This is a genomic window from Actinosynnema sp. NPDC050801, assembly GCF_040673975.1.
Classification (GTDB): Bacteria; Actinomycetota; Actinomycetes; order Mycobacteriales; family Pseudonocardiaceae; genus Actinosynnema.
In genome coordinates, this window is the sequence record NZ_JBFAQZ010000005.1 from 42139 (window position 1) to 63743 (window position 21605).

General features: G+C 71.8%; 18 protein-coding genes. 7 read left to right on the forward strand and 11 right to left on the reverse strand.

All coding sequences use genetic code 11. The annotated features are described in order from the left end of the window. Nucleotides 1-23: 23 nt before the first annotated feature. Together AB0K14_RS12995 and AB0K14_RS13000 are read right to left on the reverse strand one after the other, a co-directional pair. Complete coding sequence (locus AB0K14_RS12995; protein WP_360450008.1) at nt 24-1412, reverse strand: rhamnulokinase family protein; 1389 nt, start codon at nt 1410-1412, stop codon at nt 24-26. Between the two features lie 360 nt (nt 1413-1772). After that, nucleotides 1773-3434 (reverse strand): heme peroxidase family protein, encoded by a 1662-nt coding sequence (locus AB0K14_RS13000; protein WP_360450011.1) that lies wholly within the window; start codon nt 3432-3434, stop codon nt 1773-1775. A gap of 278 nt (nt 3435-3712) precedes the next feature. On the opposite strand from AB0K14_RS13000, the gene AB0K14_RS13005 reads away from it, so the two are divergent. Continuing rightward, a complete protein-coding gene (locus AB0K14_RS13005; RefSeq protein WP_360450013.1) occupies nt 3713-4447 on the forward strand; it encodes a class I SAM-dependent methyltransferase in 735 nt (244 codons plus the stop codon). A 221-nt stretch (nt 4448-4668) separates the two neighbouring features. Here the strand turns inward: AB0K14_RS13005 and AB0K14_RS13010 are convergent, their stop codons facing one another. After that, on the reverse strand, nt 4669-6696 hold the full coding sequence (locus AB0K14_RS13010; RefSeq protein WP_360450015.1) for an alpha-L-fucosidase: 2028 nt from the start codon (nt 6694-6696) through the stop codon (nt 4669-4671). A gap of 620 nt (nt 6697-7316) precedes the next feature. On the opposite strand from AB0K14_RS13010, the gene AB0K14_RS13015 reads away from it, so the two are divergent. Beyond that, nucleotides 7317-8171: a transglutaminase-like domain-containing protein gene (locus tag AB0K14_RS13015; RefSeq protein WP_360450018.1), complete on the forward strand. Its 855-nt coding sequence runs from the start codon at nt 7317-7319 to the stop codon at nt 8169-8171. Here AB0K14_RS13015 and AB0K14_RS13020 read toward each other — a convergent pair. Both AB0K14_RS13020 and AB0K14_RS13025 read right to left on the reverse strand, forming a co-directional pair. Next, nucleotides 8141-9007: an SDR family NAD(P)-dependent oxidoreductase gene (locus tag AB0K14_RS13020; RefSeq protein ID WP_360450020.1), complete on the reverse strand. Its 867-nt coding sequence runs from the start codon at nt 9005-9007 to the stop codon at nt 8141-8143. The two genes, AB0K14_RS13015 and AB0K14_RS13020, sit on opposite strands and share 31 nt — an antisense overlap. A 130-nt stretch (nt 9008-9137) precedes the next feature. Further along, nucleotides 9138-10139, reverse strand: a complete 1002-nt coding sequence (locus AB0K14_RS13025) for an AraC family transcriptional regulator (RefSeq protein WP_360450022.1) — start codon at nt 10137-10139, stop codon at nt 9138-9140. Between the two features lie 69 nt (nt 10140-10208). On the opposite strand from AB0K14_RS13025, the gene AB0K14_RS13030 reads away from it, so the two are divergent. Next, nucleotides 10209-11723, forward strand: a complete 1515-nt coding sequence (locus AB0K14_RS13030; RefSeq protein WP_360450025.1) for an NAD(P)/FAD-dependent oxidoreductase — start codon at nt 10209-10211, stop codon at nt 11721-11723. A gap of 51 nt (nt 11724-11774) precedes the next feature. On the opposite strand, the gene AB0K14_RS13035 is transcribed toward AB0K14_RS13030, so the two are convergent. Further along, complete coding sequence (locus tag AB0K14_RS13035; protein WP_360450028.1) at nt 11775-12311, reverse strand: TetR family transcriptional regulator; 537 nt, start codon at nt 12309-12311, stop codon at nt 11775-11777. A gap of 110 nt (nt 12312-12421) precedes the next feature. Between AB0K14_RS13035 and AB0K14_RS13040 the strand changes: the two genes are divergently transcribed. Further along, nucleotides 12422-13342, forward strand: a complete 921-nt coding sequence (locus tag AB0K14_RS13040; RefSeq protein ID WP_360450030.1) for an SDR family NAD(P)-dependent oxidoreductase — start codon at nt 12422-12424, stop codon at nt 13340-13342. Here the strand turns inward: AB0K14_RS13040 and AB0K14_RS13045 are convergent. The 5 genes from AB0K14_RS13045 to AB0K14_RS13065 form a co-directional block, all read right to left on the reverse strand. Beyond that, entirely contained in the window at nt 13317-14132 is an 816-nt protein-coding gene (locus AB0K14_RS13045; protein ID WP_360450033.1) for a TIGR02569 family protein, read from the reverse strand. The genes AB0K14_RS13040 and AB0K14_RS13045 overlap by 26 nt on opposite strands. Nucleotides 14133-14213: 81 nt before the next feature. Beyond that, entirely contained in the window at nt 14214-14975 is a 762-nt protein-coding gene (locus tag AB0K14_RS13050) for an SDR family NAD(P)-dependent oxidoreductase (protein WP_360450036.1), read from the reverse strand. A 108-nt stretch (nt 14976-15083) separates the two neighbouring features. After that, a complete protein-coding gene (locus AB0K14_RS13055; RefSeq protein WP_360450038.1) occupies nt 15084-16745 on the reverse strand; it encodes a discoidin domain-containing protein in 1662 nt (553 codons plus the stop codon). A 100-nt stretch (nt 16746-16845) separates the two neighbouring features. Next, on the reverse strand, nt 16846-17685 hold the full coding sequence (locus AB0K14_RS13060) for an alpha/beta hydrolase (protein ID WP_360450040.1): 840 nt from the start codon (nt 17683-17685) through the stop codon (nt 16846-16848). Further along, on the reverse strand, nt 17682-18566 hold the full coding sequence (locus tag AB0K14_RS13065) for a DMT family transporter (protein WP_360450043.1): 885 nt from the start codon (nt 18564-18566) through the stop codon (nt 17682-17684). Before AB0K14_RS13065 ends, AB0K14_RS13060 begins: the two co-directional genes overlap by 4 nt. Before the next feature lie 70 nt (nt 18567-18636). Between AB0K14_RS13065 and AB0K14_RS13070 the strand changes: the two genes are divergently transcribed. The 3 genes from AB0K14_RS13070 (at nt 18637) to AB0K14_RS13080 (ending at nt 21600) form a co-directional block, all read left to right on the forward strand. After that, entirely contained in the window at nt 18637-19500 is an 864-nt protein-coding gene (locus AB0K14_RS13070; protein WP_360450044.1) for a LysR family transcriptional regulator, read from the forward strand. Between the two features lie 82 nt (nt 19501-19582). Next, nucleotides 19583-20005, forward strand: coding sequence for a DUF2243 domain-containing protein (locus AB0K14_RS13075; RefSeq protein WP_360450047.1), 423 nt, complete (start codon nt 19583-19585; stop codon nt 20003-20005). Beyond that, nucleotides 20002-21600, forward strand: coding sequence for a RecQ family ATP-dependent DNA helicase (locus AB0K14_RS13080; protein WP_360450050.1), 1599 nt, complete (start codon nt 20002-20004; stop codon nt 21598-21600). Before AB0K14_RS13075 ends, AB0K14_RS13080 begins: the two co-directional genes overlap by 4 nt. The last annotated feature ends 5 nt before the right edge of the window (nt 21601-21605 follow it).

Sequence of the window (21605 nt, forward strand, 5' to 3'; positions counted from 1 at the left end):
TGCCCGCCTTGAGCAGCGGTCAGTCAGGTCGGGTCGTAGTGGCGGATGTCCGCGGTGGTCGCCAATCGGGCGCGCATCGCTTCCAGCGTGGCCGGGCCGGCGCCGTGGGTCCGGGCCTGCACCAGGACGTTGCCCAGGGCGGTGGCCTCGACCGGACCGGCGGTGACCCGGCGGCCGGAGAGGTCGGCGGTCAGGCGGCACAGCAGGTCGTTGCGCGAGCCGCCGCCCACGACGTGGATCACGTCGACGTCCCGGCCCGTCACCTCGGCGGCCTGGTCCACGGTGCGCGCGTAGGCGACGGCCAGGGAGTCCAGCACGCAGCGCACGATCTCGGCGGGCGTGCGCAGCGGACCGGTCGCCGCCGCCGCGATCCTCCGAGGCATGTCGCCCGGTGCGATGAACGCCGGGTCGTCCACGTCGACGGTCGGGCCGCCCGCGGGGAGGGCCTCCGCCCGGGCCAACAGGTCCGCCGGGTCCAGGTTCCCCCACTCGCGCAGCGACTCCTGGAACAGCCACAACCCGCCCACGTTGCGCAGGAACCTGGTCCGCCCGTCCACGCCGCCCTCGTTGGTGAAGTTGAGCTCGCGGGCGCGCGGGGTCAGCACCGGCTCCGGCAGCTCGACACCCGCCAACGACCACGTACCGCTGGACACGTAGGCGAAGCGCGACCCGTCTGCGGGCAACGCGACCACCGCCGACGCGGTGTCGTGCGACCCGACCGACGTGACCGGCGTCGTGCCCGGCAGCCCGGTCGCCCGCGCCACCTCCGGCCGCAACGACCCGCGCACCTCGCCCGGTTCCTGCAACGGTGGGAACGGCACGCCGGCGGCCAACTCCGGCGCCCACGTCCGCGTCCGCACGTCCAGCAGACCCGTGGTGGACGCGTTCGTGATCTCCGTCCGCAGCTCGCCGGTCAACCAGTACGCCAGCAGGTCCGGCAGCAGCACGACGTGCGCCACCTCGGCCCACCGCGGGGACGTCCGCTCCGCCTCCAGCTGGTACAGCGTGGTGAACGGCAGGAACTGCAGGCCGTTGATCGCGTACAACGCCTCGGGCGGCACCCGCGCGTGCACCCGCTCCACCGCCTCGGCGGTGCGTCCGTCCCGGTAGGACACGGGTTCGGCGAGCAGCGCCCCGTCCTCGCCGAGCAGCCCGTAGTCCACGGCCCACGTGTCGATGCCGATGGACACCACCTCGGGGAACCCGGAGGCCAGCGCCCGCAGCCCGACCACCACCTCCCGGTACAGCCCGGTGAAGTCCCACCGCAGGTGCCCGTCGCGCGTCACCACGCCGTTGGGGAACCGGTGCACCACGTGCAGGGTGGTCCGGCCGCCGGCCACCACGCCGGCCACGACCCGCCCGCCCGAGGCGCCGATGTCGATGGCTCCGAAAACCCCGTTGAGGGACGACATGGGCGGCTCCACAGGCTTGAATCGTTTCAAACCCCCGCAGTCAATCGCCCCGCGCCCTCGGCTGTCAAGGAGGTGGAGAAACCCGGTCCCCGGGAGGACCGGGGACCGGGCACCGTCCGCACCGCCGGCTCGTTCGCGCCCCCACGACACGTCCGAGCCGCACCGGTGCGGCACAGCTGAGCACCACGTCCTTCACCACGCGCTCGCCGGTCGTGGTCGACAGCAGGGGTCGCTCCCGGTCGTCCCGGGAGCAGGCGCCTGGACGGGGACCGGGAACGTCCCCGCCAGGTGGACCGCCACGACGACCTGCGTCAGCCGCGGCGGCCGCCCGAACGGCAACACCACCCCCGGGTCGACACGTCAGTCGCCCAGCGGGTTGAGCAGGTCCGCCTTGCCCTCGAACGCGAACAGCAGCAGGTCCGTCATCCGGAACGTCTGGGCGTCCGGACCGAACGCCGGTCGCCACGACGGCTCGCGGACGATCGACGTGCGGCTGCCCTCGATGGCGCGGTGGAACACCTCGGCCACGATCCGGCCGCCCACCGGCCCGAGCCGGCCGTTGCCGAACTCCGCCTCACGCAGCACGTAGAGCCACAACGGGGTCGAGGCGGTCACCTCGGCCTTCTGCGCGTCGGTCAGCGAGTCCAACGTGGCGCCCTGGTTGCCGACCAGGACCTGCTCGCCGGTCAACGGCGGCACGCCCAGGAACTCCGCCATCTGCTGCCCACTGGCCAGCCGGACCATGTTCGCCCGGGTCAGGTTGCGGAACGCCAGGTTGCGCTCGATCTCGGGGAACGTGGTGCCGCGCCCGTCGAACGTGCCCGCCGGCAGCTGGGTCAGCGGGTTGACCAACAGGCTGTCGAGCCGCTTGGTGAGGTTGCCGCCGTCGGTCGGCGGCGCCAGGTCCGGCCGGTCGGCCTCGGTGAAGTCGAACAGCCTGCGGAAGTCGGCGATCCAGTTGGTGGGCAGCGTGTCGACCGTGCCCGAGTTGGGGTTGTCCAGGTCGGGCAGCTCCGCCCCCGGGTCGAAGTTGCCGGAGGTGCCGGTGAAGACGAACAACAGGAACAGGGAGGCGGTGCGGCCCGGGATGGTCGAGTTGAACACCCGGTTCCACTCGTAGGTGTCCCGGATCATGCTGTGGCCCAACCGGTACGCCGCCACCGAGAACTCCAGCGGCATGGTCGGTTGGAGCCCGTGCGGCGACCTGCCCCGGCCCGGCGCCTCGAAGAACCGCCGACCGTTGGTGAACACGTCGTCCACGATCGCCGGGTCCACGATCCGCGGCAGGAAGTCGGTGCGCAGCATCCACTGGTAGTGGCGCACCACCTGCTCGCGTGCCGCGGTGAACAGCCGCCGCCCGGTCAGACCGCGCAGCGCCAGCTCGTCCACAACCCGGTTGTGGAACCTGATGAACGCCAGGTGGGTCTGGGCGACAGCCAGGTTCTCGTCGTTGCGGGTGTCCGGGATCAACGGTCGGCGCCGGTCGGCGCCGGTCATGCCCGCCGCGCCGAACCGCGGCAGGTCGAACCCCTCCAGCGCGACGTTGACCCGTTCGTCCGGGAACGGCGCCGGCGAGGTGGTGCCGACCTTGAGCTTCACGCCGTCCGCGGCGTAGAAGATCCGGTCGTTGCGGTCACCGGGACCGCGTCCGTACACCGAGTCGAGGTCCAGGGCGGGTGAGCGGCCTTGCACCAGCTCGTCGAGGTTGACGTCCTCGCCGAGCTGCGACTCGGTGCGGTCCATGGTCAGGTCGTGGTCGACGAACTGGCCGAGGTAGGTGAAGCCCGCCGGGATCGGCGGGTCCGCGGAGTCCGACTGCGGCACGTTGGCGGTCATGGCGGTGGCCAGGGCGATCCTGGTCCCCTCGTCCAGCGGGGTCCCCTCCGGCCCCAGCCGGGAGAACCGGAACCGGCGCAACTCCTCCACCGTGAGCGGCCGGCGGGTCGTCGCCTCGCCGTCGCGGTCGAACTCGAGCACGCCCTCGCCGACGACGAAGAAGCTGTTCGTACCGTGCTGCTTCATAGACCCCCCCCAGGTCTGAGTTCCCCGGATCACCGGGCAGGACGAGCGCACCCCCTGTGGTCGCCCTGTACTACACAGGTACCAGGACTTGTCGATCAGATACACGGAGCATTCCGCTGGGCCGGTTGCGCTAGTCCAAGTGGGTGGGCAAGGTCCAGGTCAGCGGTGGTCCTGAGAGAACCTGTGAATTTCGGCTGAAGATCGTCCTGCCGTGGCCGGACAGGCGCTCGACGGGAAAGCGCGCGCGGGACGCGGACGCGACCTCCTAGGGTGACGGCGTGTTCCCCGACTTCCACCGCGCGCCCAACATCGCCGACCACCCCGACCTCTACGAGCGGGAGAACGAGGCGATCGACCCCGACGAGGTGCTGTGGCGCGCGCTGCGCGAGCGGGCCGACTGGGCCGGTCGCACGGTGCTCGACCTCGGCTGCGGCACGGGGTTCTGGCTGCCCCGCTACGCGGTCGACGCGGCGGCGGTGATCGGCGTCGAGCCGGACCCGGACCTGCTGGCCAGGGCGGGGGAGCGGGGAACCGTGCGGCACGGTTCGGCCGAGCACATCCCGTTGCCGGACGCGAGCGTGGACGTGGTGCACGCCCGGTTCGCGTACTTCTTCCCGCCGGGCTGCGAACCCGGCCTCGCCGAGGTGCGGCGGGTGCTGCGGCCCGGCGGTGCGCTGGTCGTGATCGACAACGACGGGCGGCACGGCGAGTTCGCCGACCTGCTCGCCGCCTCACCGTGGGCGTCGGCCCAGGGCACCGCCGACACGACCGACGCGTGGTGGCGGGAACAGGGCGCCGAGCGCACCGAGGTGATGTCGGCCTGGCGCTGCCGTGACGCGGCCGAGCTGGAATCCGTGCTGCGCATCGAGTTCCCGCCCGACGTGGTGGACGGGTGGGTCCACGCCAATCCCGGTCGGCGCGAGTTGAGCTACGGCTACGTCCTGTTCACCGTCACCTCCCCCTCCAACCGGAGGTTCTCCCGTCTTCGACCCGACACACCGTCGACGACCTGACCGGTCACCGCGTGCGGACGTCCTTCCAGCAGGACCGCTGCTCCTGCCAACTCGGTGTCCGCTGCCCGGGGTGAACCGCGTGCGGCCGGTGGCCGGGGCAGTGAAAGCGACGGGACTGCGATGGCGCGGCGGGGGTCCAGCGGGATTGTGCCCCTCCGTGCCGGCCGGTGCGGTGGAGTCGCTGCAACGGGTTCTCGGCGTCGGTGGACAGCGGTCGGAGTTCAGGCCGCGGTGATGGTCCACTGGAGGTTGGTGCTGGACTGTGGCGCCCAGAGCTTGACCTGCGAGTCGGCGGTGGTGTTCCCGCCGCTGTCCAGGCAGGTGCCGGTGCCGCGGTTGATGACCTGGTAGCGGCCGTTGCCCATGCTGTTGAGCCGCCATTGCTGGTTGTTGCCGCCGTTCCAGGGTGCCTGCTTGGCGATGGCCCCGTTGGTGGCGTCGCCCCAGCTGTCCGCGACCATGCCGTTGGTGCGGTTGACCAGGCGGTAGTAGCCGCTGCCGGCGTCGACCAGTTGCCACTGGAGGTTGTAGCTGCTGCCGGGGTTCCACTGCTTGAGCGGTGAGCCGGACGCGACGTTGCCGCCGCTGTCCAGGACCAGCCCGGTGGCGACGTTCGTGATCCTGGCCCACCCGGTGGGGATGGTCCCACCGGTGCCGCCACCCGGGGTGGGGATGGTCCCGGAGAAGGTCAGCTTCAGCACGTACGCGGGTGCGCTGTACGGCGCGTTCGACGGCATGGTGATGCGCAGGCCCGAGCCGTCCTGCGTTCGGCTGGGCAGGTTGACGTAGGTACCGGCGGTCGAGCCGAGCAGCTGTACCGAGGTGAGGGTGCCCAGGTTGATCCGGTTCGAGTTCAGGGTGGTGATGTTCAGGGTGCCAGTGGGCCAGCCGAGGACGGTGGCGTACAGGACGCGGTTGTCCTTGCTCCGCGTGAACCGGATGTCGGTGTTCGTGCCGACCTTCGGCGCGACGAACGAGCCGCCGCCCATCTTGGTCGGACCCTCGCCGTAGACCGCCCACGCCCGGGTGGAATAGATCGACTCACCGTTGCGGTTCAGGTAGGTCCCGAAGTCGTTCAGCACGTTGCGCTGCGCTTGCGGGATCTCCCCTTCGGCGGTCGGGGCGACGTTGAGCATCATGTTGCCGTTCTTGCTGACCCGGTCGATGAGTTGGTGGATCATCTGCTGAGACGAGTAGTAGCCGATCCCCTTGGTGTAGCTCCAAGTGCCGGAGGCGATCGACTCGTCGGTCTGCCAGTACGGGTGCACCAGATCCGCCGGGCCGCCGCGCTCGTAGTCCTCGACCGCACTGGCGTTGTGGAAGCCCCGGTCGAAGTGCTTGTAGGTGGTGACGACGTCCTTGCCCCACTCCAGGCCCTTGTTGAAGTAGTAGGCCAGGAAGTTCAGGCGCTGCTGCTCGGCGACCGCGCACGGGCCCGGGTCACCGTGGCAGTAACCGGGGCTGTCGAGGGCGAAGTCGTGGTAGATGACGTCCGGCTGGGCTTGGTCGATGACTTCCTTGAGCTTGTCGAACCAGAGTTGGTCCTCTTGGGCTCGGGAAAGCTGGCCGTAGAGCTTCTTCAGGCTCGGGTCGGACTGTTGCGGCACGAACCGGAAGAACCCGTTGTGGTTGAACGAGTGGTGCATGGATACGAACAGCTTCATGTTCTGCCCGCGCACCGCGTCCGCGAAGAGCTTCAGCAGGTCCAGTCGTGGGCCGCGATCGACCGAGTTCCACTCGTTGACCTGGCTGTCCCACATCGAGTAGCCGTCGTGGTGCTCGGCGACGGGCCCACTGATCCGCGCGCCCGCGTTCTTGAACAGCTGGACCCACTCGTTCGGGTCGAACTTGCCGCCTTGCGACTTGAGCACCGGCCGGAACTGCACGCGGTTGCCGGCTTTGTCGACGCCGCCGTCGATGAACTTGTCGTACCCCCACTGCGTGCGGGGGTCGCCGTAGGTCGCCTTGTGGTGGTTGTTGATGCCGGTGCCGTCGTTGTACATCTCGCGGCCGTACCACTCGTACCCGTACTCGGGGGTGGTGAACGCCCCCCAGTGCCAGTAGATGCCGAACTTGGCGTCCTGGAACCACTCCGGGGCTGCCGGGTGTTGGTCGACCGACTCCCACGTCGGTGTGTAGCTGGACGGGCCGTCCGCAGCCCAGCCGGCACCGGCGGGCAACAGACCGGCAGCCGCGGCACCACTCACGCTGAGCAGACCCAACATCTTCCTGCGGTCGAAACTGGACATGACAGGGGAGACCTCCTTCGGTCCGAAGGTCCGCGTCCGACTCAAAGTGCTCCGCGTCCGTCCCGTCCGCATCCACGGCGGGACCGGTTCTGTGGCAGCGGTCCACCTTGACCAACCGAACACAGACATCAGATGTATGTGTAGAGGAAGTCTGCTGTTGAGTCCAGTATCCAGCCAGATGGCCCAATCTTGCTGGGCAAACGTCCGTATATGTCTGCGGTCTTCGCGCTGAAGGTTGACTGAGGTCCGATGTCTGGCGATACGGTCGACGTATGTCGCCGACCGACGCGGCGATCGCGCATCCGGGCGCGAGGGTGACCTGTCGGTTCGAACAGGGCTGAGCGGCGGTGCCCGAGCGCCGGGTCGCGGAGGGCGGCCGGCGCTCGGCGTTCCGCTGGGTGTTGGGGGTCCGTCCAGCGGAACAGGCCCTGGAACCCTCCGGTACGACGAGGGCCGAGCGGCGCGGTGGAGCTCCACAGGTGCCGCCGGAAGAACCGGTCTCCGGCGGGCTCGGGGGAGTCGGGTTCCGGATCAACCGGCGTCGGCTCGACGTCGCCCCTTGACCGCGCCCCTGGGGCACGGACTAGACATGGCGGCACATCGTGGTGAGGGGGGAGTAAGTGATCGACTACGCGAAGCACAGCCGGTTCAGTGACCCGGGGCCGTCGGCCGGGTGGTTGGACGGCGTGGGGCCGGACCTGGCGGAGTTGCGGCGGGCCGCGTCCGGGTTGGTGTTCCACTTCTGGGGCAACGGGGACATCACCGGCCACGGGTTCCCGGCGGAACGGTTGGCGGAGGTGGGCCTGCGGTACGCGGCGGACATGTTCGCCCGGCTGCACGAGCTCAACCCCGCGCCGTTGGGCGACGGGCGCGCGCCGACCGAGCGGATCGTGGGTTGCTGCCGGGACTTCACGCTGCTGTTCGTGTCGATGGCGCGCCACCACGGCATCCCGGCGCGGTCACGGGTCGGGTTCGCCGGCTACCTCGCGCCCGGCTGGTACCTGGACCACGTGGTGGCCGAGGTGTGGGACGGGCGGCGGTGGCGGCTGGTCGACCCGCAGTTCGCCGAGGGCGAGGTCGACCTCATGGACGTGCCGCGTGAGGCGTTCCTGGTGGGCGCGGACGCGTGGCGGGCGTGCCGTTCGGGCGAGGTCGACCCCGAGCGGTTCGCGGTGTCACCCGAGCTGACCATCCCCGGCACGCGTGGCCTGACCCAGGTGCGGCACGACCTCGTGCAGGACCTGGCGTCGTTGAACAAGCACGAGATGATCCTCTGGGACCTGTGGGGCACGCTGAGCGACGCGCCGGAGCTGTCCGAAGAGGACGTCGTGGCCGCCGACGAGCTCGCGGCGCTGCTGCGCGACCCCGACGTCGACGTGCGCGCGGCCTTCGACGTCGACGCCTACCGCGTGTCGCCGGTGATCACCTCGCACGACCAGGTCACTCAGTCGCCGGTGGAGGTCGTGCTGCGCTGAGTCGCGTTCCGTGCCGTGGACGGGCTGAGCCGGGTCATCACGGCCAGGTAGGAGGTGGGGAACAACCGGGCCAGGATGTCGGGCGCGACGGCGGTCCACGCGATCAGCACCCGGCCCTTGCGCTTCTCCACGCCGGCCAGGATCCGCTCGGCGGCCTTGTCGGCGGGGTAGGTCAGCAGCTTGGCGAAGCTCTCCTTGCCCTGCGCCGCCTCTGCCTCGCTCACCCCGGACGCCACCCGGGCGGTCTCCGCGATCCTGGTGCGGATGCCGCCCGGGTGCACGCACGTCACGCCGACGCCCCGGTCGGCCAGCTCGTGGCGCAGCGCCTCGGTGAACCCGCGCAGGGCGAACTTGCTGGCCGAGTACGCGGTCTGGCCGGGCGGCCCGATGAGCCCGAACAGGCTCGACACGTTGACCACGTGGCTGCCCGGCGACTCCAGCAGCGTCGGCAGCAGCAGCCGGGTCAACGCGACCGGCGCCCGGAAGTTGACGTCCATGACCCAGTCGAACTCCTCGGCGTTCACCTGGTCGAACGTGCCGCCCAGGGCGACGCCCGCGTTGTTCACCAGCAGGGTGATGCGGGGGTTCGCGGCCAGCACGCGGGCCGCGAGGCCGTCCAGACCGGCGATGTCGGACAGGTCGGCCACGTGCGTCTCGACCCGCGCGCCGCGGATCCTCGCCGCCACCGCCGCCAGCCGGTCGGCGTCCCGGTCGATCAGCACCAGGTCGCTGCCGCGTCGCGCCAGCTTGTAGGCGAGTTGCTCGCCCATGCCGCCGGCCGCGCCGGTGACCACCGCCGTGCCGCCCGCGAACCGGTAGCGCGAGAGCTGGGACATGCGGCCTCCTCAGGACGTCGGTCCCACCAGTCTGGTCCGGCCCGCACCTCGGAGCTTGACTTCACACGACAGAGATTTGACCCGGCACGACATCAGCGACCCGGGACGACAGCGGTGACCCGGCACGACATCAGGCACCGCGTCGGACGGCGCTCGGCGTGACGCCCCACCACCGGCGGCAGCAGCGGCTGAGCGCGGACTGCTCCGACAACCCGAGCAGGCCGGCCACCTGGCTCATCGGCATGTCGGTGGTGGTCAGGTACCGCTTCGCCGCCTCACGCCGCACCTCGTCCAGCACCGCGGCGAACGTGGTGCCCTCCGCGGCCAACCGGCGCTGCACCGTGCGCGGGTGCAGGTCGACCAACCTGGCCACCCCGCCGATCTCGGGCGGGAACGTCCCCAGCGACCGGGTCAGCACGGCGCGCACCCGTGCCGTCATGGACGCGCCCTCGCCCGCCGCCTGCTCCGCCAGGAACGCCAGCGCCAACCGCCACACCCGCTCGTCACCACCGGCCAACGGCTGGTGCACCAGGGCGCGCGGCATCCGCAGCACCGGCGCGTCCTGTCCGGTGTGGACGGCCGCGCCGAAGAACTCCTCGTACACCGCCGGAGGTGCGACCGGCGTGTACGGCAGCTCCACGCTGCGCAACCCGTACGGGCCGCCCAGCAGGTAGGTGATCGACCGGTGCAGGAAGCCGAGGCCCAGGTCGATCGCCTGCACCGAGATCGGCAGACCCGGCGGCAGGCCGTAGTGCAGCGCGGCGAGGTCCGGCGCGCCGTACGGGTCGTCGACCAGCGACAGGCTCAACGACCGGGCGTGCACGAACAGGTAGCGCGAGGTGCACTCCAGCGCGTCGGCCACGGTCGGCGAGTTCTGGATCGCCAGCGCCAGCGGCCCGAGCATGCCGAAGTCCTGCCGCGCGGCCACCCGCAGCCCGAGGTCCGGGCAGCGCAACCCCTCGGCGGCGAGCTCCAGCACGGCCGCCATCACCCGGTCGGACACCAGCAGGTCGTCCACGTCGAGCGCGGCCACCGGCAGGCCGGCCGCGCGGGCGTAGTCCTCGGCCCGGCCGCCCAGCTCGGCCACGGTCGCCCGGAACCCGCGCAACCCCGCCGACCGGACCACCGACATGTCGTACAGGGTCAAATACTTGTCGTCCCCAGTCAAGAAGCGCGCCGGCGCCTCCACCACACTGGAGCCATGACCACTCCCGAGCACCTCGACGTCGTGATCGTGGGCGCCGGACTGTCCGGTGTCGGCGCGGCCTACCGGCTGCGCACCGAGTGCCCCGGCAAGTCCGTCGCGATCATCGAGGCACGCGACGCCATGGGCGGGACGTGGGACCTCTTCCGGTACCCCGGCATCCGGTCGGACTCGGACATGTTCACCCTCGGCTACCCGTTCAAGCCGTGGCGCGAGGCGAAGTCGATCGCCGACGGGCCGTCGATCCTGAGCTACATCCGGGACACCGCCGCGGAGTTCGGCATCGACCGGCTGGTGCGCTACCGGACGAAGGTGCTGGCCGCCGACTTCTCCACCGAGACCGCGCGCTGGACGTTGACGATCAGCCGCCGCGACGAGGCGGGTGCGGTCACCGAGAGCACGATCACCTGCGACTTCCTGTACTCCTGCACCGGTTACTACGACTACGACCAGGGGCACGACCCGGTGTTCCCCGGTGTCGAGTCCTTCCGCGGGCAGGTCGTGCGACCGCAGTTCTGGCCCGAGGACCTCGACTACGCGGGCAAGCGCGTGGTGGTGATCGGCAGCGGCGCGACCGCCGTGACGCTGGTGCCCTCGATGGCCGAGACCGCCGGGCACGTGACCATGCTCCAGCGCTCGCCGACCTGGATCGGCGTGGTGCCCGGCCGCGACAAGCTCGCCGACAAGACCCGCGAACTGCTGCCCGCGGGCATCGCGCACCGGCTGATCCGGACCAAGAACATCCTGTTCGGGCTGGCGTTCTACCAGTTCTGCCGGCGCTGGCCGAGGGTTGCCCGCAAGGTGCTCACCGGGTTGTCGGCCAAGGCGCTCAAGGACGAGCGACTGGTCCGCGAGCACTTCACGCCCACCTACGACCCGTGGGACCAGCGGCTGTGCGCGATCCCGGACGCCGACCTGTTCCGGTCGATCGGGTCCGGCCGCGCGTCGGTCGTCACCGACCACATCGACACGTTCACGCCCGACGGGGTGCGGTTGAAGTCCGGGCGGGTGCTGGAGGCCGACGTCGTGGTCACCGCGACCGGTCTGCGACTGCTCGCGTTCGGCGGGATCACGCCGAGCGTGGACGGGCGGCCGGTCGGGCTGCCCGAGCAGTTCATCTGGCGCGGCGCGATGATCACCGGGCTGCCGAACTTCGCGGTGTGCGTCGGCTACACCAACGCGTCCTGGACGCTGCGGGCCGACCTGACCTCGCGCCTGGTGTGCCGGGTGGTCAACCACATGGACAAGCGCGGTTACGCCGCCGTCGTCCCCACGCCGGACCGCGAGCTGGCCCGCCGTCCGCTGCTGGACCTCGCCTCCGGCTACATCCAGCGGGCCATCGACGCGTTCCCGCGCCAGGGTGACCGCGGTCCGTGGCGCGTGCGGCAGAACTACGTGCTCGACGCGGTGTCCACACTGCGCGGCGACCTGAACCGGCAGCTCGTCGGTACGCCGAGGACGGCCGTGCGGCGACCCGTGCCGCGGTCGGTGCCGGCGGGCCAAGGCCGCTAGAGGTCAGAGCCGCTGGAGGCCAGAGGCGGCAGGGGGCAGAGCCGGTAGGGGTCAGGCCCGGTAGCGCAGGCCGTCCATCACCAGGTCGAGCGTGCCGGGCCTCGGTCCGATCTCACCTGCCGCCATCGCGATCCCGCCGAGGGTGGCCAGCAGGTCCAGCGGGATCACGTCCGTGCGGTCGATGGCCTTCAGCAGCAGGTCGGCGGTCTCCACGAGCCGCGCCAGGCTCTCCCCGTACGGGTCGCCGCCGCTCGCGATCACCGCGCTCAGCGCGTCCGCCAGACCCCGTTTCGCGGCCATGTAGTCCGTGAACCGGTCCATCCACGCCCTGGTCGCCTCGTACGGCGGCAGTGTGCGCAGCAGTTCGGGCGCGGAGTCGCAGAGCTTGGCCAGCTCGGTCCGGTACACCGCTTCCACCAGCGCCTCGCGGGTGGGGAAGTGGCGGTAGAGCGTGCCGATGCCGACGCCCGCTCGCTTGGCGATGGACTCCAACGTCACGTCCGCGCCCTCGGTGGTGAACGCCTCCAGCGCCGTCTCGATCAGGCGGTCGCGGTTGCGCTGGGCGTCCGCGCGCAGCGGGCGGGACACGGGGCCTCCATGCGGGTGTGACACAGGTCTCCATGCTAACCGGAGGAACCTCCGGTTACTGTCGAACGTAACGGAGGAACCTCCGCTTCAGTGTACGACAGGGGAGAGACATGACCGAGCACATCACCACGCCGTTCGACGCCGGGTCCACCGCGGCGGAGGTCGTGGCGGGCATCGACCTGACCGGCCGGCGCACCGTGGTCACGGGCGGCGCGTCGGGCATCGGCGTCGAGACGGCGCGGGCGCTGGCGTCGGCGGGCGCCGAGGTCACCCTGGCCGTCCGCGACACCGCGGCCGGGCAGCGGGTGGCCGACGACATCGGCGGCGACGTCCGGGTCGCGCGGCTCGACCTGGCCGACCAGGCCTCCGTGGCGGCGTTCGTGGCCGCTTGGGACGGCCCGCTGCACGTCCTGGTCAACAACGCGGGCGTGATGGCCACGCCGGAGACCCGCACGCCGGAGGGCTGGGAACTCCAGTTCGCGACCAACCACCTGGGCCACTTCGCGCTCACGGCGGGCCTGCACCGGTTCCTGGCCGTCGAGGGTGCGCGGGTGGTCTCGGTGAGTTCCGCCGCGCACCTGATGTCGCCGGTCGTCTTCGACGACATCCACTTCGCCGACCGGCCCTACGACCCGTGGGCCGCGTACGGCCAGTCGAAGACCGCGAACGTGCTGTTCGCCGTGGCGGCGACCAAGCGCTGGGCGGCCGACGGGATCACCGTGAACGCCCTCATGCCCGGCGGGATCATGACCAACCTCCAGCGCCACGTCGACCCGGACGCCATGCAGGCGATGATCAGCCGGGCGGGCGCCGACGGGTTCACGCTGAAGACGCCCGAGCAGGGCGCGGCCACCTCGGTGCTGGTGGCGACGTCACCGCTGCTGGAGGGCGTCGGCGGGCGGTACTTCGAGGACTGCAACGAGGCCGTCGCGAACGACGGCAACATGGTCAGCGGTGTCGCCGACTACGCGCTCGACCCGGCGGCGGCGGACCGTTTGTGGCAGGTCAGCGAGCAGACCCTGGCCCGCTGAGCCTGGCCGCCACCAGGTCGACCGCGGGGCGGTAGGCGCGGACCTGGTCCGGCGACCAGTCGCCGGTGGCCCGGTCCTGCGTGACGATCCGGTAGATCAACGCCCGGAGCAGCACCTGGTCCCAGCCCGGCAGGTGCGCCCACCGGTCGACCAGCTCCGCCGGCGCGCCGTACCAGCACAGGCAGTCCGCCACCGCGACCGCCGCCGCCCACGAGGCGGGCCGCCAGTACGGCGGCCAGTCGATCACCGCGGGCGGCAGGCCGGCGGCGAACAGCACGTTGCCCGGCAGGTCGCCGTGCACCACCTGGGCGGGCAGGTCCACCGGGCGGCGGGCCGCGACGAGCGGCTCCAGCAGCCGCGCGGCCGCCGGGCTCGCGTCGAGGGGCCGTTCCTCCCAGGCGACCCGGTCGCCGACCGACCACGGGTCGTCGCGCAGGTCCAGGTACGCGGGCCGGGGCACGTCGCGCACGGCGGCGTGGAACGCGATCCCGGCCCGCAGCACGTCGTCCGGCCGCCCGACGTCCGGCTCACCGGCCACGAACCGGCACGCCTCCCACCCGTCGGCCACCCAGTCGCCGGTGGCGGACCGCACGGGCGGGGCGACCCGGAACGCGGTCGACGGCGGCAGCGCGGCGAGCACGTCGGACCGCCACCGCGTCTCGGGCTCGAAGTCGACCGGCTTGAGGACCAGCCCGCCGGCCCGCCACGTCCCGCCCCGGCCGCCGGGCAGCGCGACCGGCTCGGCCGTGACGCCGAACGCGGCGAGCACGGCGCGCGGTGGTCGGGGCACGGCCGGATCGTAGGCAAACCTCGGCGCGGAACGCGGCGCCCTTTTCCGCCGGTCCTCCTGTGGCGGCTCGGTGTGGCCCGGTCAGGGGAGCTCGACGCCGGTGATCTCCGCACAGGCGGCGAGCAGGCGGTCCTGCACGTCCACGTCGTAGGCGGCCGGGTTGGCGCGCAGTTCTTCGCGCCACTTGAAGTAGCGGCCGGTGGCGGTGGCGGCGGGTTCGTCGCTCGTGGCCAGCCACACCGGGGTGTCCGCGCCCTTCGGCAGCTCGTCGGTGGCGTTCGGACCGCCCATCCTGGTCTTGATCCAGCCCGGGTCGACCGTGTTGCTCGACACGTCCGGCCACCGGCGGGCCACCGCGAAGGCCAGCACCACGTCCAGCAGCTTGGAGTCGGAGTACGCCTGCATGCCGTTCCACGGGCCGCGCTCGTGCTGGAGGTCGTCGAGGTCGGCCACGCCCTGCGACTCCAGCCCGGAGGTCAGGTAGACCAGCCGTCGCGGGCGGGGCATCAGGGCCGTGAGCAGGTACGGCGCGAGCACGTTGACCTGGAACAGCAGTTCCAGGCCGTCCTCGGTGACGGTGCGCTCCGGCAGACCGCCGCCGAGCCCGGCGTTGTGGATCACCACCTCGAAGGCCCCGGCGGCCGCCGCCAACTCCCTGGTCTGGGCCAGCGAGGCGAGGTCGCCGACCACCACGCCGTCCGCGCCGGGCACGGCGGCCAGCGCCTCCCCGGCCCGTGCGGCGTTGCGCGCGTGCAGCACCACCCGGTGCCCGAGCGACACCAGCGTTGCCGCCGTCTCCCGACCGATACCGTCCGCCGACCCCGTGACCAGAACGCTCGTCATGCGCGGCAGCGTACCGTGGGAGCGCTCCCAGTCCGTCTGCTCGACCCCGTCTGCTCGGCCGGCCTGCTCGACCCCGTCTGCTTGCCCCGGTCTGCTCGGCCTGTCCGCTCAGCCGATGACCTGCCACCGGGCGAGCTGCCCGGCCGGCCAGCCCGTGTTGCCGCTGAACCGCAGCCGCACGTGCCGCGCGCCCAGCCCGGCAGGCAGGGTGATGGTGACCGCGTTGCCGGTCGCCGGGTCGAACACGTACCCGGTCGCGCCGACCACTGCGCTGAACGTCGAACCGTCCACACCCGCCTCCACCGAGATGGTCTGGGTGCGGCGGCCCCACGCCGGGTTCGGCGGCAGGCTCAGCACCATCCGCCGCGGCGCGGCCACCGCGCCCAGGTCGACCCCGATCCACTGCGGGAACGCGTTGTTCGCGCTCTCCCAGTAGCTGTGCGGATCCGGGTCGACGGCGAGGTGGCTGCCGTAGTGCTGGGTCTGGCTGCTCTGCGTGGTCGGCCTGCCCGCCGCCAGGTCGCGTTCGACGGGTGGCGTGTCGGTCGGCATCGGCTTGGTCGGGCGCACCGCCGTCAACGCGAGCGTGCCCTTCAACATCCGGCCGCCGTCGCCGGTGAGCCGCAGGTAGTAGTCCGAGGAGCAGCGCGTGCCGTCCTCGTCCAGCGCCAGGAAGCCGGAGCCGACCGGGATGCCCGCCTGCGTCTCGGGCGTCTTGGCGATCTGGTTGGCCTCGTTGTACTCGTCGAACATCGAGATGTAGATGCCCTGCGCGCCCAGGCGGACCACGTTATAGAACTGCCGCCACATGAAGTCGCCGTGCGCCCGGTGCCGCCGCGACAGGTCGCCGGGCAGCACGCACGGCTGGTAGTCGATGCCGAGTCGGGTGCACTCGGCCTGGTCGGGCGAGTTGACGTTCGCGTAGAAGTGGTCGGCGTCGGCCACGGTGCCGATCCGGCCGACCATCCACGGCGAGATCATGTGGAAGCTGCGGTAGACGCCGCCGAACCCCGGCCGCGAGTCCTCGACCTCGCGCCGCCAGTGCGTGGGCACACCGCCGATCAGGTACACGCCCTGGCCCTTGAACCAGTCGACGACGTCCTGGCACTGCTGCGGGGTGAACGGGCGGCCGGGGTCGTTGAAGCCGAAGCCCCAGATGCACACGACCGGCTTGCCGTTCTGGCGCGCGTACATGGGTGACGAGGTGTACGCGCGCATCTTGTCCGTCCAGTCGGCCTTGATCTCCGACTGGAAGTTCGTCCAGTTCGTCACGTCGTACATGAGGTAGAACTTCACGCCGTGCGCCTCGGCGGCCCGCCGGACGTGGCGGGTCACGGCGTCGCGGATCGGACCTTCGCCGCCGGTCGGGTTGAACCGCTGGAGGGCGGCGGTGTCGCAGCCGTACTCGCGCATCCACCGGAAGTGCACGTCCACGGTCTGGTAGTCGTGGTTGGAGAAGACGGTCGCCGGCCGGCCGTCGCCCAGGGCGCCGAACGCCGTCTCGTACTTGTTCGCGTAGTCGGTCGTGTCGGGCCACGACATGAGCGCATGGTTCGACGGTGACGGCGGACGGCCCCAGTCGTCGCTCCAGTGCCACCAGCCGTCGAGCGGCGAGTTGTCGCCCCGGGCCGCGAACCAGCCCTGGTAGCCGACGGTGATCTTGCCGACCACGTCGCCCGGCGGGCTGGCCGCGCCCGCCGGGGATGACGTGGTGGCTATCGCGGGGGCGGCCACGGCCGACCCGAGGAATGTCCTGCGTGACAGGGGCACCGCACGCTCCTTCGTTGGAGGGACGGCATCAGCATGCAAGAAGTGAGCAGTGTCACGCAAGAATCTGACAAACCGGGATTCGCGGGTCGGACCGGGACACCTACGCGAGGTCGGTCAGCACCGCGGCGGCCTGCTGCGGGCGGACCAGGAAACCCATGTGGCTGGTGTCGAGGGTGCGCACGTCGAACGCGTTGCCCGGGAGCAGCGCGTCGGCCTCGCGGATGAACCGGTCCTGCAACTCGACCGGGATGGACCGGTCGCCGGTCAGCCGGACGTAGGTGTGCGGCAGGCGGGCCCAGGCGTCCGCGTCCACCCGGTCGTCGCCCGCGTCCAGGCTCTCGTCGGGCTCCAGGGTGTTCAGGGCGGCCAGGAACTCCGCGTCCGTGCCGTCGGCGAGCATCGCGGTCTTGAGCGTGGCCAGCACGGCCGGGTCGGCGGTGCGCCAGTTCATCCGCAGCGCGCCCAGCTCGGCCGGGTTGCCGGCGAGCAGGCCCGCGCCGAGCTCGTTGAGCGTGCTCGACGCGTACTCCGGCTCCGCCATGTACCCGCCGGCGGTCAGGTCGACGCAGCACCACGCCGACACGTACACGACCCGGTGCAGCAACTCGGGCACGGCGTTCGCCACCCCGGTCACGGTCATCCCGCCCCGGCTGTGCCCGACCAGGATCACCGGCCCGTGCTCACCCGCCCGCCGCACGACGTCGATCACGTGCGCGACGTTGTCGGCGTGGCTCGCGCCTTTGAGGCCGGACGGCGCGGCGGCCAACGCGGCCGCGTCCTGCGGCGCTTGGTAGGACGCGGAGAACGTGGCGTCGAAGCCGTGCCCGGGCAGGTCGACGGCGAGCGCGCGGTGGCCGAGCAGGGTGAGTTCGCGGAGCAGGGGTGCGAAGTGGAACGAACTGGCGTTGGAGCCGTGGACGAAGACGAAGAGCGCGTTCATAGAGGAATCTTCACATTTGGTCGTGACCGGGCCAGCAGGACACCTCCGATCACGACCACGCCGCCGATCAGCGTGTGCCACCCCACGGGCTCCCCGAGCAGCACCGCGCCGACCGCCGTCGACCACAGCGGTGTGACGTAGGTGACGGTCGACGCGACCGCGGGCCCCGCCGCGCGGATCAGGTCCAGGTTCAGCACGTACGCCAGCCCCGTGCCCGCCGCGCCCAGCACCAGGAGCGCCACCGCCGCGGACGTCCCCGGCCACGACGGCGGCCCGCCCAGCGCGGGCGCGACCAGCGCCAGTTGCAGCGTCGCGCAGGTGACCTGCACTGCCGACAACGCGCTCGCCCGGTGGTCGCCGCCGGAGAAGAACCGGCGGGTGTAGGCGAAACCCGCGCCGTAGCAGGCGGTCGCGGCCAGGCACGCGAGGCTGCCCGCCAGCAGGTCACCCGCCAACCCGCGCCACGCGCCCAGCACCACCAGCACGCCCGTGAAGCCGACCACCAGCCCGGCGACGCGGGTCCGGGTCATCCGCTCGGTCGGCACGATCAGCAGCACGAACACCAGCGTGGTCAACGGCGTGGTCGCGTTGAAGACGCCCGCCAGCACCGAGCTGATCCGCGTCTCGCCGTGCGCGAGCAGCGTGAACGGCACCGCGTTGAGCAGCGCCGCCACCACCGCGGCGTGACCCCAGGTGCGCCGGTCCAGCGGCACGGCCGCACCCTGCGCCAGGCAGATCACCCACAGCGTGAGCGCACCGAACAGGCAGCGGGACAACGCCACCCACACCGGGGGCACGCCCGCGTCCACCGCCACCTTGATCAACGCGAAGCTGCTGCCCCAGATCGCGGACAGCAGCACGAACTTCCCGGACGTCTGCACCGGGCGAGGATCGCCCCGCCTGCGATGATGAGTCCAACAAGTGGCCGGCAACCAGTCATGAGAGGCGTTCATGGGCCTGAACCTCACGCAGCTCCGCGCCTTCCTCGCGGTCGTGGACGAGGGCGGGTTCGGCACGGCCGCGGACGCGCTGGGCATCACGCAGTCCGCCGTGTCGCACGCCGTCGCCGCGCTCGAACGCACCCTCGGCCACCCGGTGCTGGTCCGGCGCGGCAAAGCGCAACCCACGGCGTTCGGCGAGGAGGTCGTGGCGCACGCCCGGGCCGCGGTGGCCGCGTCGGTGGCGATCACGGACCTGGCCGCACGCCGGGGTGGCGCGGCGCGGGGCACGGTCAAGCTCGGCGCGCCGCCGACCGTGTGCCAAGGGCTGCTGCCGGACCTGATGGCGCGGTGGGAGCAGGAGTTCCCGCACGTGCGGGTGCGGGTGTTCGAGGGCGAGGACGACGAGGTCGCCGAGTGGCTGGCCAACGGCACGGTGGAGGTGGCCGTGGTGGTCGACCCGCGGCCCGGTCACGGGGTGCTGGTGGGTGAGGACGCGTTCCACGCCCTGCTGCGCACCGACCACCCGTTGGCCGGGGTGGGGGAGGTGCACGTGGCGGACCTGGCCGACGACCCGTTCCTGCTCTCGTGCGGCGGGTGCGAGCGGCACGTGCGGCAGGTGCACGCGGGCCTGCCGTTCGACCCGCTGCACCGGGTGCGCGAGCTGGGCACGTTGCTGGCGATGGTGCGGGCCGGGATCGGCATCTCGATCGTGCCCGGCCTGGTGGCGTCGATGCCGGTGCCGGGGCTGGTGCTGGTCCCGTTGCGGCCCAGGGTGGTGCGCAGGCTGGTGATGAGCGGCCCGCCGGACCGGGAGTGGCACCCGGCGGTCACCGCGCTGGTCGAGTCCGTGCGAGCCGGGTCCGATCCCACCTGAGTCCGGTGCCGCCGCGGTTCGACCCCACTTGAGTTCGACCGCACCCGAGTTTGATCTCTCCGGAGCGGGCAACTCCCGGGCCATGACGAGAGGCGTGCGAGCGGCGCTGGTGCTCGGCCTGGGGGTCGGTGGGTTCGTCGACGGCATCGTCGCCCACCAGCTCCTGGGCTGGCACCACATGCTGTCCGGTTGGTACCCCGACGACCTGCACCTCAACATGCGGGGTGACGGGCTGTTCCACCTGCTGTGCCTGCTGCTCGTGCTGACCGGAGTCGCCATGCTCAACCGGGCGGGCACGGTGCCGCGCCGGGTGCTGTGGGGCGGCGTGCTGGCGGGCTGGGGTGTGTTCAACCTCGTCGAAGGCGTGGTGGACCACCTGGTGCTGGGCATCCATCACGTGCGCGGCGGCCCGCACGAGCTCGCCTACGACCTCGGCTTCCTCGCCCTGGGCGCGGTGCTGGTCGTGGTCGGCTCGCTCCTCGCGCGGGAGCGGGTGGGCCGGTGAGCGGCGTGCGGAAGCGGCTGCGCGAGGCCGCCGAGGACGTGTTCGGGTGGGCGGAGCTGCGGGACGAGCAGATCGACGCCATGGAGCAGGTGCTGGCGGGGCGGGACGTGTTCGTGGTGCTGCCCACCGGCGCGGGCAAGTCGGCGGTCTACCAGGTGCCCGGCGTGCTGCTGGACGGGCTGGTCGTGGTGGTGTCGCCGTTGATCGCGTTGCAGCGCGACCAGGTCGCGGCGCTGCGCGGGAACGGCGCACCGCCCGCCGCGCTGGTCAACTCGGCGCAGTCCGATGTGGACAACGACGCCGCGTGGGAGGCCGTCGGGCGCGGCGAGGTGCGGTACCTGTTCGTCTCACCCGAGCAGCTGGCCAAGCCCGAGGTGTTGGACCGGTTGGGCAAGCCCGCGTTGTTCGTGGTGGACGAGGCGCACTGCGTGTCGGCGTGGGGGCACGACTTCCGGCCCGACTACCTGCGGCTGGGCTCGGCAGTGGAACGGGTCGGCCGTCCACCCGTGCTCGCGCTCACCGCCACGGCGGGCACGACCGTCCGCGAGGACGTGATCACCCACCTGGGGATGCATGACCCGATGGTGGTGGCCATGGGTTTCGACCGACCCAACCTGTCGCTGGACGTGCGCATGTTCGTCGAGGACGACGACAAGCGGCGCGCGATCCTCGACTGGGTGAAGGAGGCGCCGAAGCCCGGCCTGGTGTACGTGGCCGCCCGCAAGGACTCCCGGCGGTACGCGGAGGAGTTGGGCGCCGAGCCGTTCCACGCCGGGATGACGGCCGCCGAACGGGACCGCGTGCAGGACGCGTTCATGCGCGGCCGGGTCGACGTGGTGGTGGCGACCTCGGCGTTCGGCATGGGCATCGACAAGCCGGACGTGCGGTTCGTCGCGCACGCGTCCGCGCCCGGCTCGCTGGACGCCTACTACCAGGAGATCGGCCGCGCGGGCCGGGACGGCGAGCCCGCGCGGGCGGTGCTGTTCTACCGGCAGCAGGACCTCGGGCTCCAGCGGTTCCTGCAATCCCGGCACGTCGACCGGGACGCCCTGGTGGAGCTGGCGGCGTTCGTGCGCGAGCACCCCGGGCTGCGGGTCACCGAGCTGGCCCGCGAGATCGGGCAGTCCCGCCGCAAGGTCACCTCCGGGGTGAACCTGCTCGAACGGGTCGGCGCGGTGGAGGCGGCCAAGACCAGGTTCCGGCTGGTGGTCGAGCCGGCGCGGGCGGCCGACCTGGCGGTCGAGGAGGCCGAGCGCCTGCAACGGCTGGACCGCTCGCGGATCGAGGTGCTGCGGGCGTACGCGGAGACGAGGGCGTGCCGGCGGCAGCACCTGCTGGGGTACTTCGGCGAGGTGCTGGAGCGGGCGTGCGGCAACTGCGACACGTGCGCGCGCGGCGAGGCGGGCACCGGTGTGTCCGCCAACCCCGAGTACCCGGCGCAGTCACGGGTGCACCACGCCGAGTGGGGCTCGGGAACGGTCGTGCAGAGCGAGGCCGACCGGCTCACCGTGCTGTTCGAGGAGGTCGGGTACAAGACGCTGTCACTGGAGGCGGTGCACGCCGCCGACGTGCTCGGCCGCCACCCGGACGGCTGACGGGG

Bases quoted from the DNA above. Each gene is read 5' to 3' on its own strand.
- AB0K14_RS13020 (WP_360450020.1), bottom strand. From the start codon at position 9,007: ATGTCCCAGCTCTCGCGCTACCGGTTCGCGGGCGGCACGGCGGTGGTC.
- AB0K14_RS13030 (WP_360450025.1), top strand. From the start codon at position 10,209: ATGACCACTCCCGAGCACCTCGACGTCGTGATCGTGGGCGCCGGACTG.
- AB0K14_RS13075 (WP_360450047.1), top strand. From the start codon at position 19,583: ATGACGAGAGGCGTGCGAGCGGCGCTGGTGCTCGGCCTGGGGGTCGGT.
- AB0K14_RS13060 (WP_360450040.1), bottom strand. From the start codon at position 17,685: ATGAACGCGCTCTTCGTCTTCGTCCACGGCTCCAACGCCAGTTCGTTC.
- AB0K14_RS13040 (WP_360450030.1), top strand. From the start codon at position 12,422: ATGACCGAGCACATCACCACGCCGTTCGACGCCGGGTCCACCGCGGCG.
- AB0K14_RS13010 (WP_360450015.1), bottom strand. From the start codon at position 6,696: ATGTCCAGTTTCGACCGCAGGAAGATGTTGGGTCTGCTCAGCGTGAGT.
- AB0K14_RS13000 (WP_360450011.1), bottom strand. From the start codon at position 3,434: ATGAAGCAGCACGGTACGAACAGCTTCTTCGTCGTCGGCGAGGGCGTG.
- AB0K14_RS13050 (WP_360450036.1), bottom strand. From the start codon at position 14,975: ATGACGAGCGTTCTGGTCACGGGGTCGGCGGACGGTATCGGTCGGGAG.
- AB0K14_RS13025 (WP_360450022.1), bottom strand. From the start codon at position 10,139: ATGTCGGTGGTCCGGTCGGCGGGGTTGCGCGGGTTCCGGGCGACCGTG.
- AB0K14_RS13070 (WP_360450044.1), top strand. From the start codon at position 18,637: ATGGGCCTGAACCTCACGCAGCTCCGCGCCTTCCTCGCGGTCGTGGAC.
- AB0K14_RS12995 (WP_360450008.1), bottom strand. From the start codon at position 1,412: ATGTCGTCCCTCAACGGGGTTTTCGGAGCCATCGACATCGGCGCCTCG.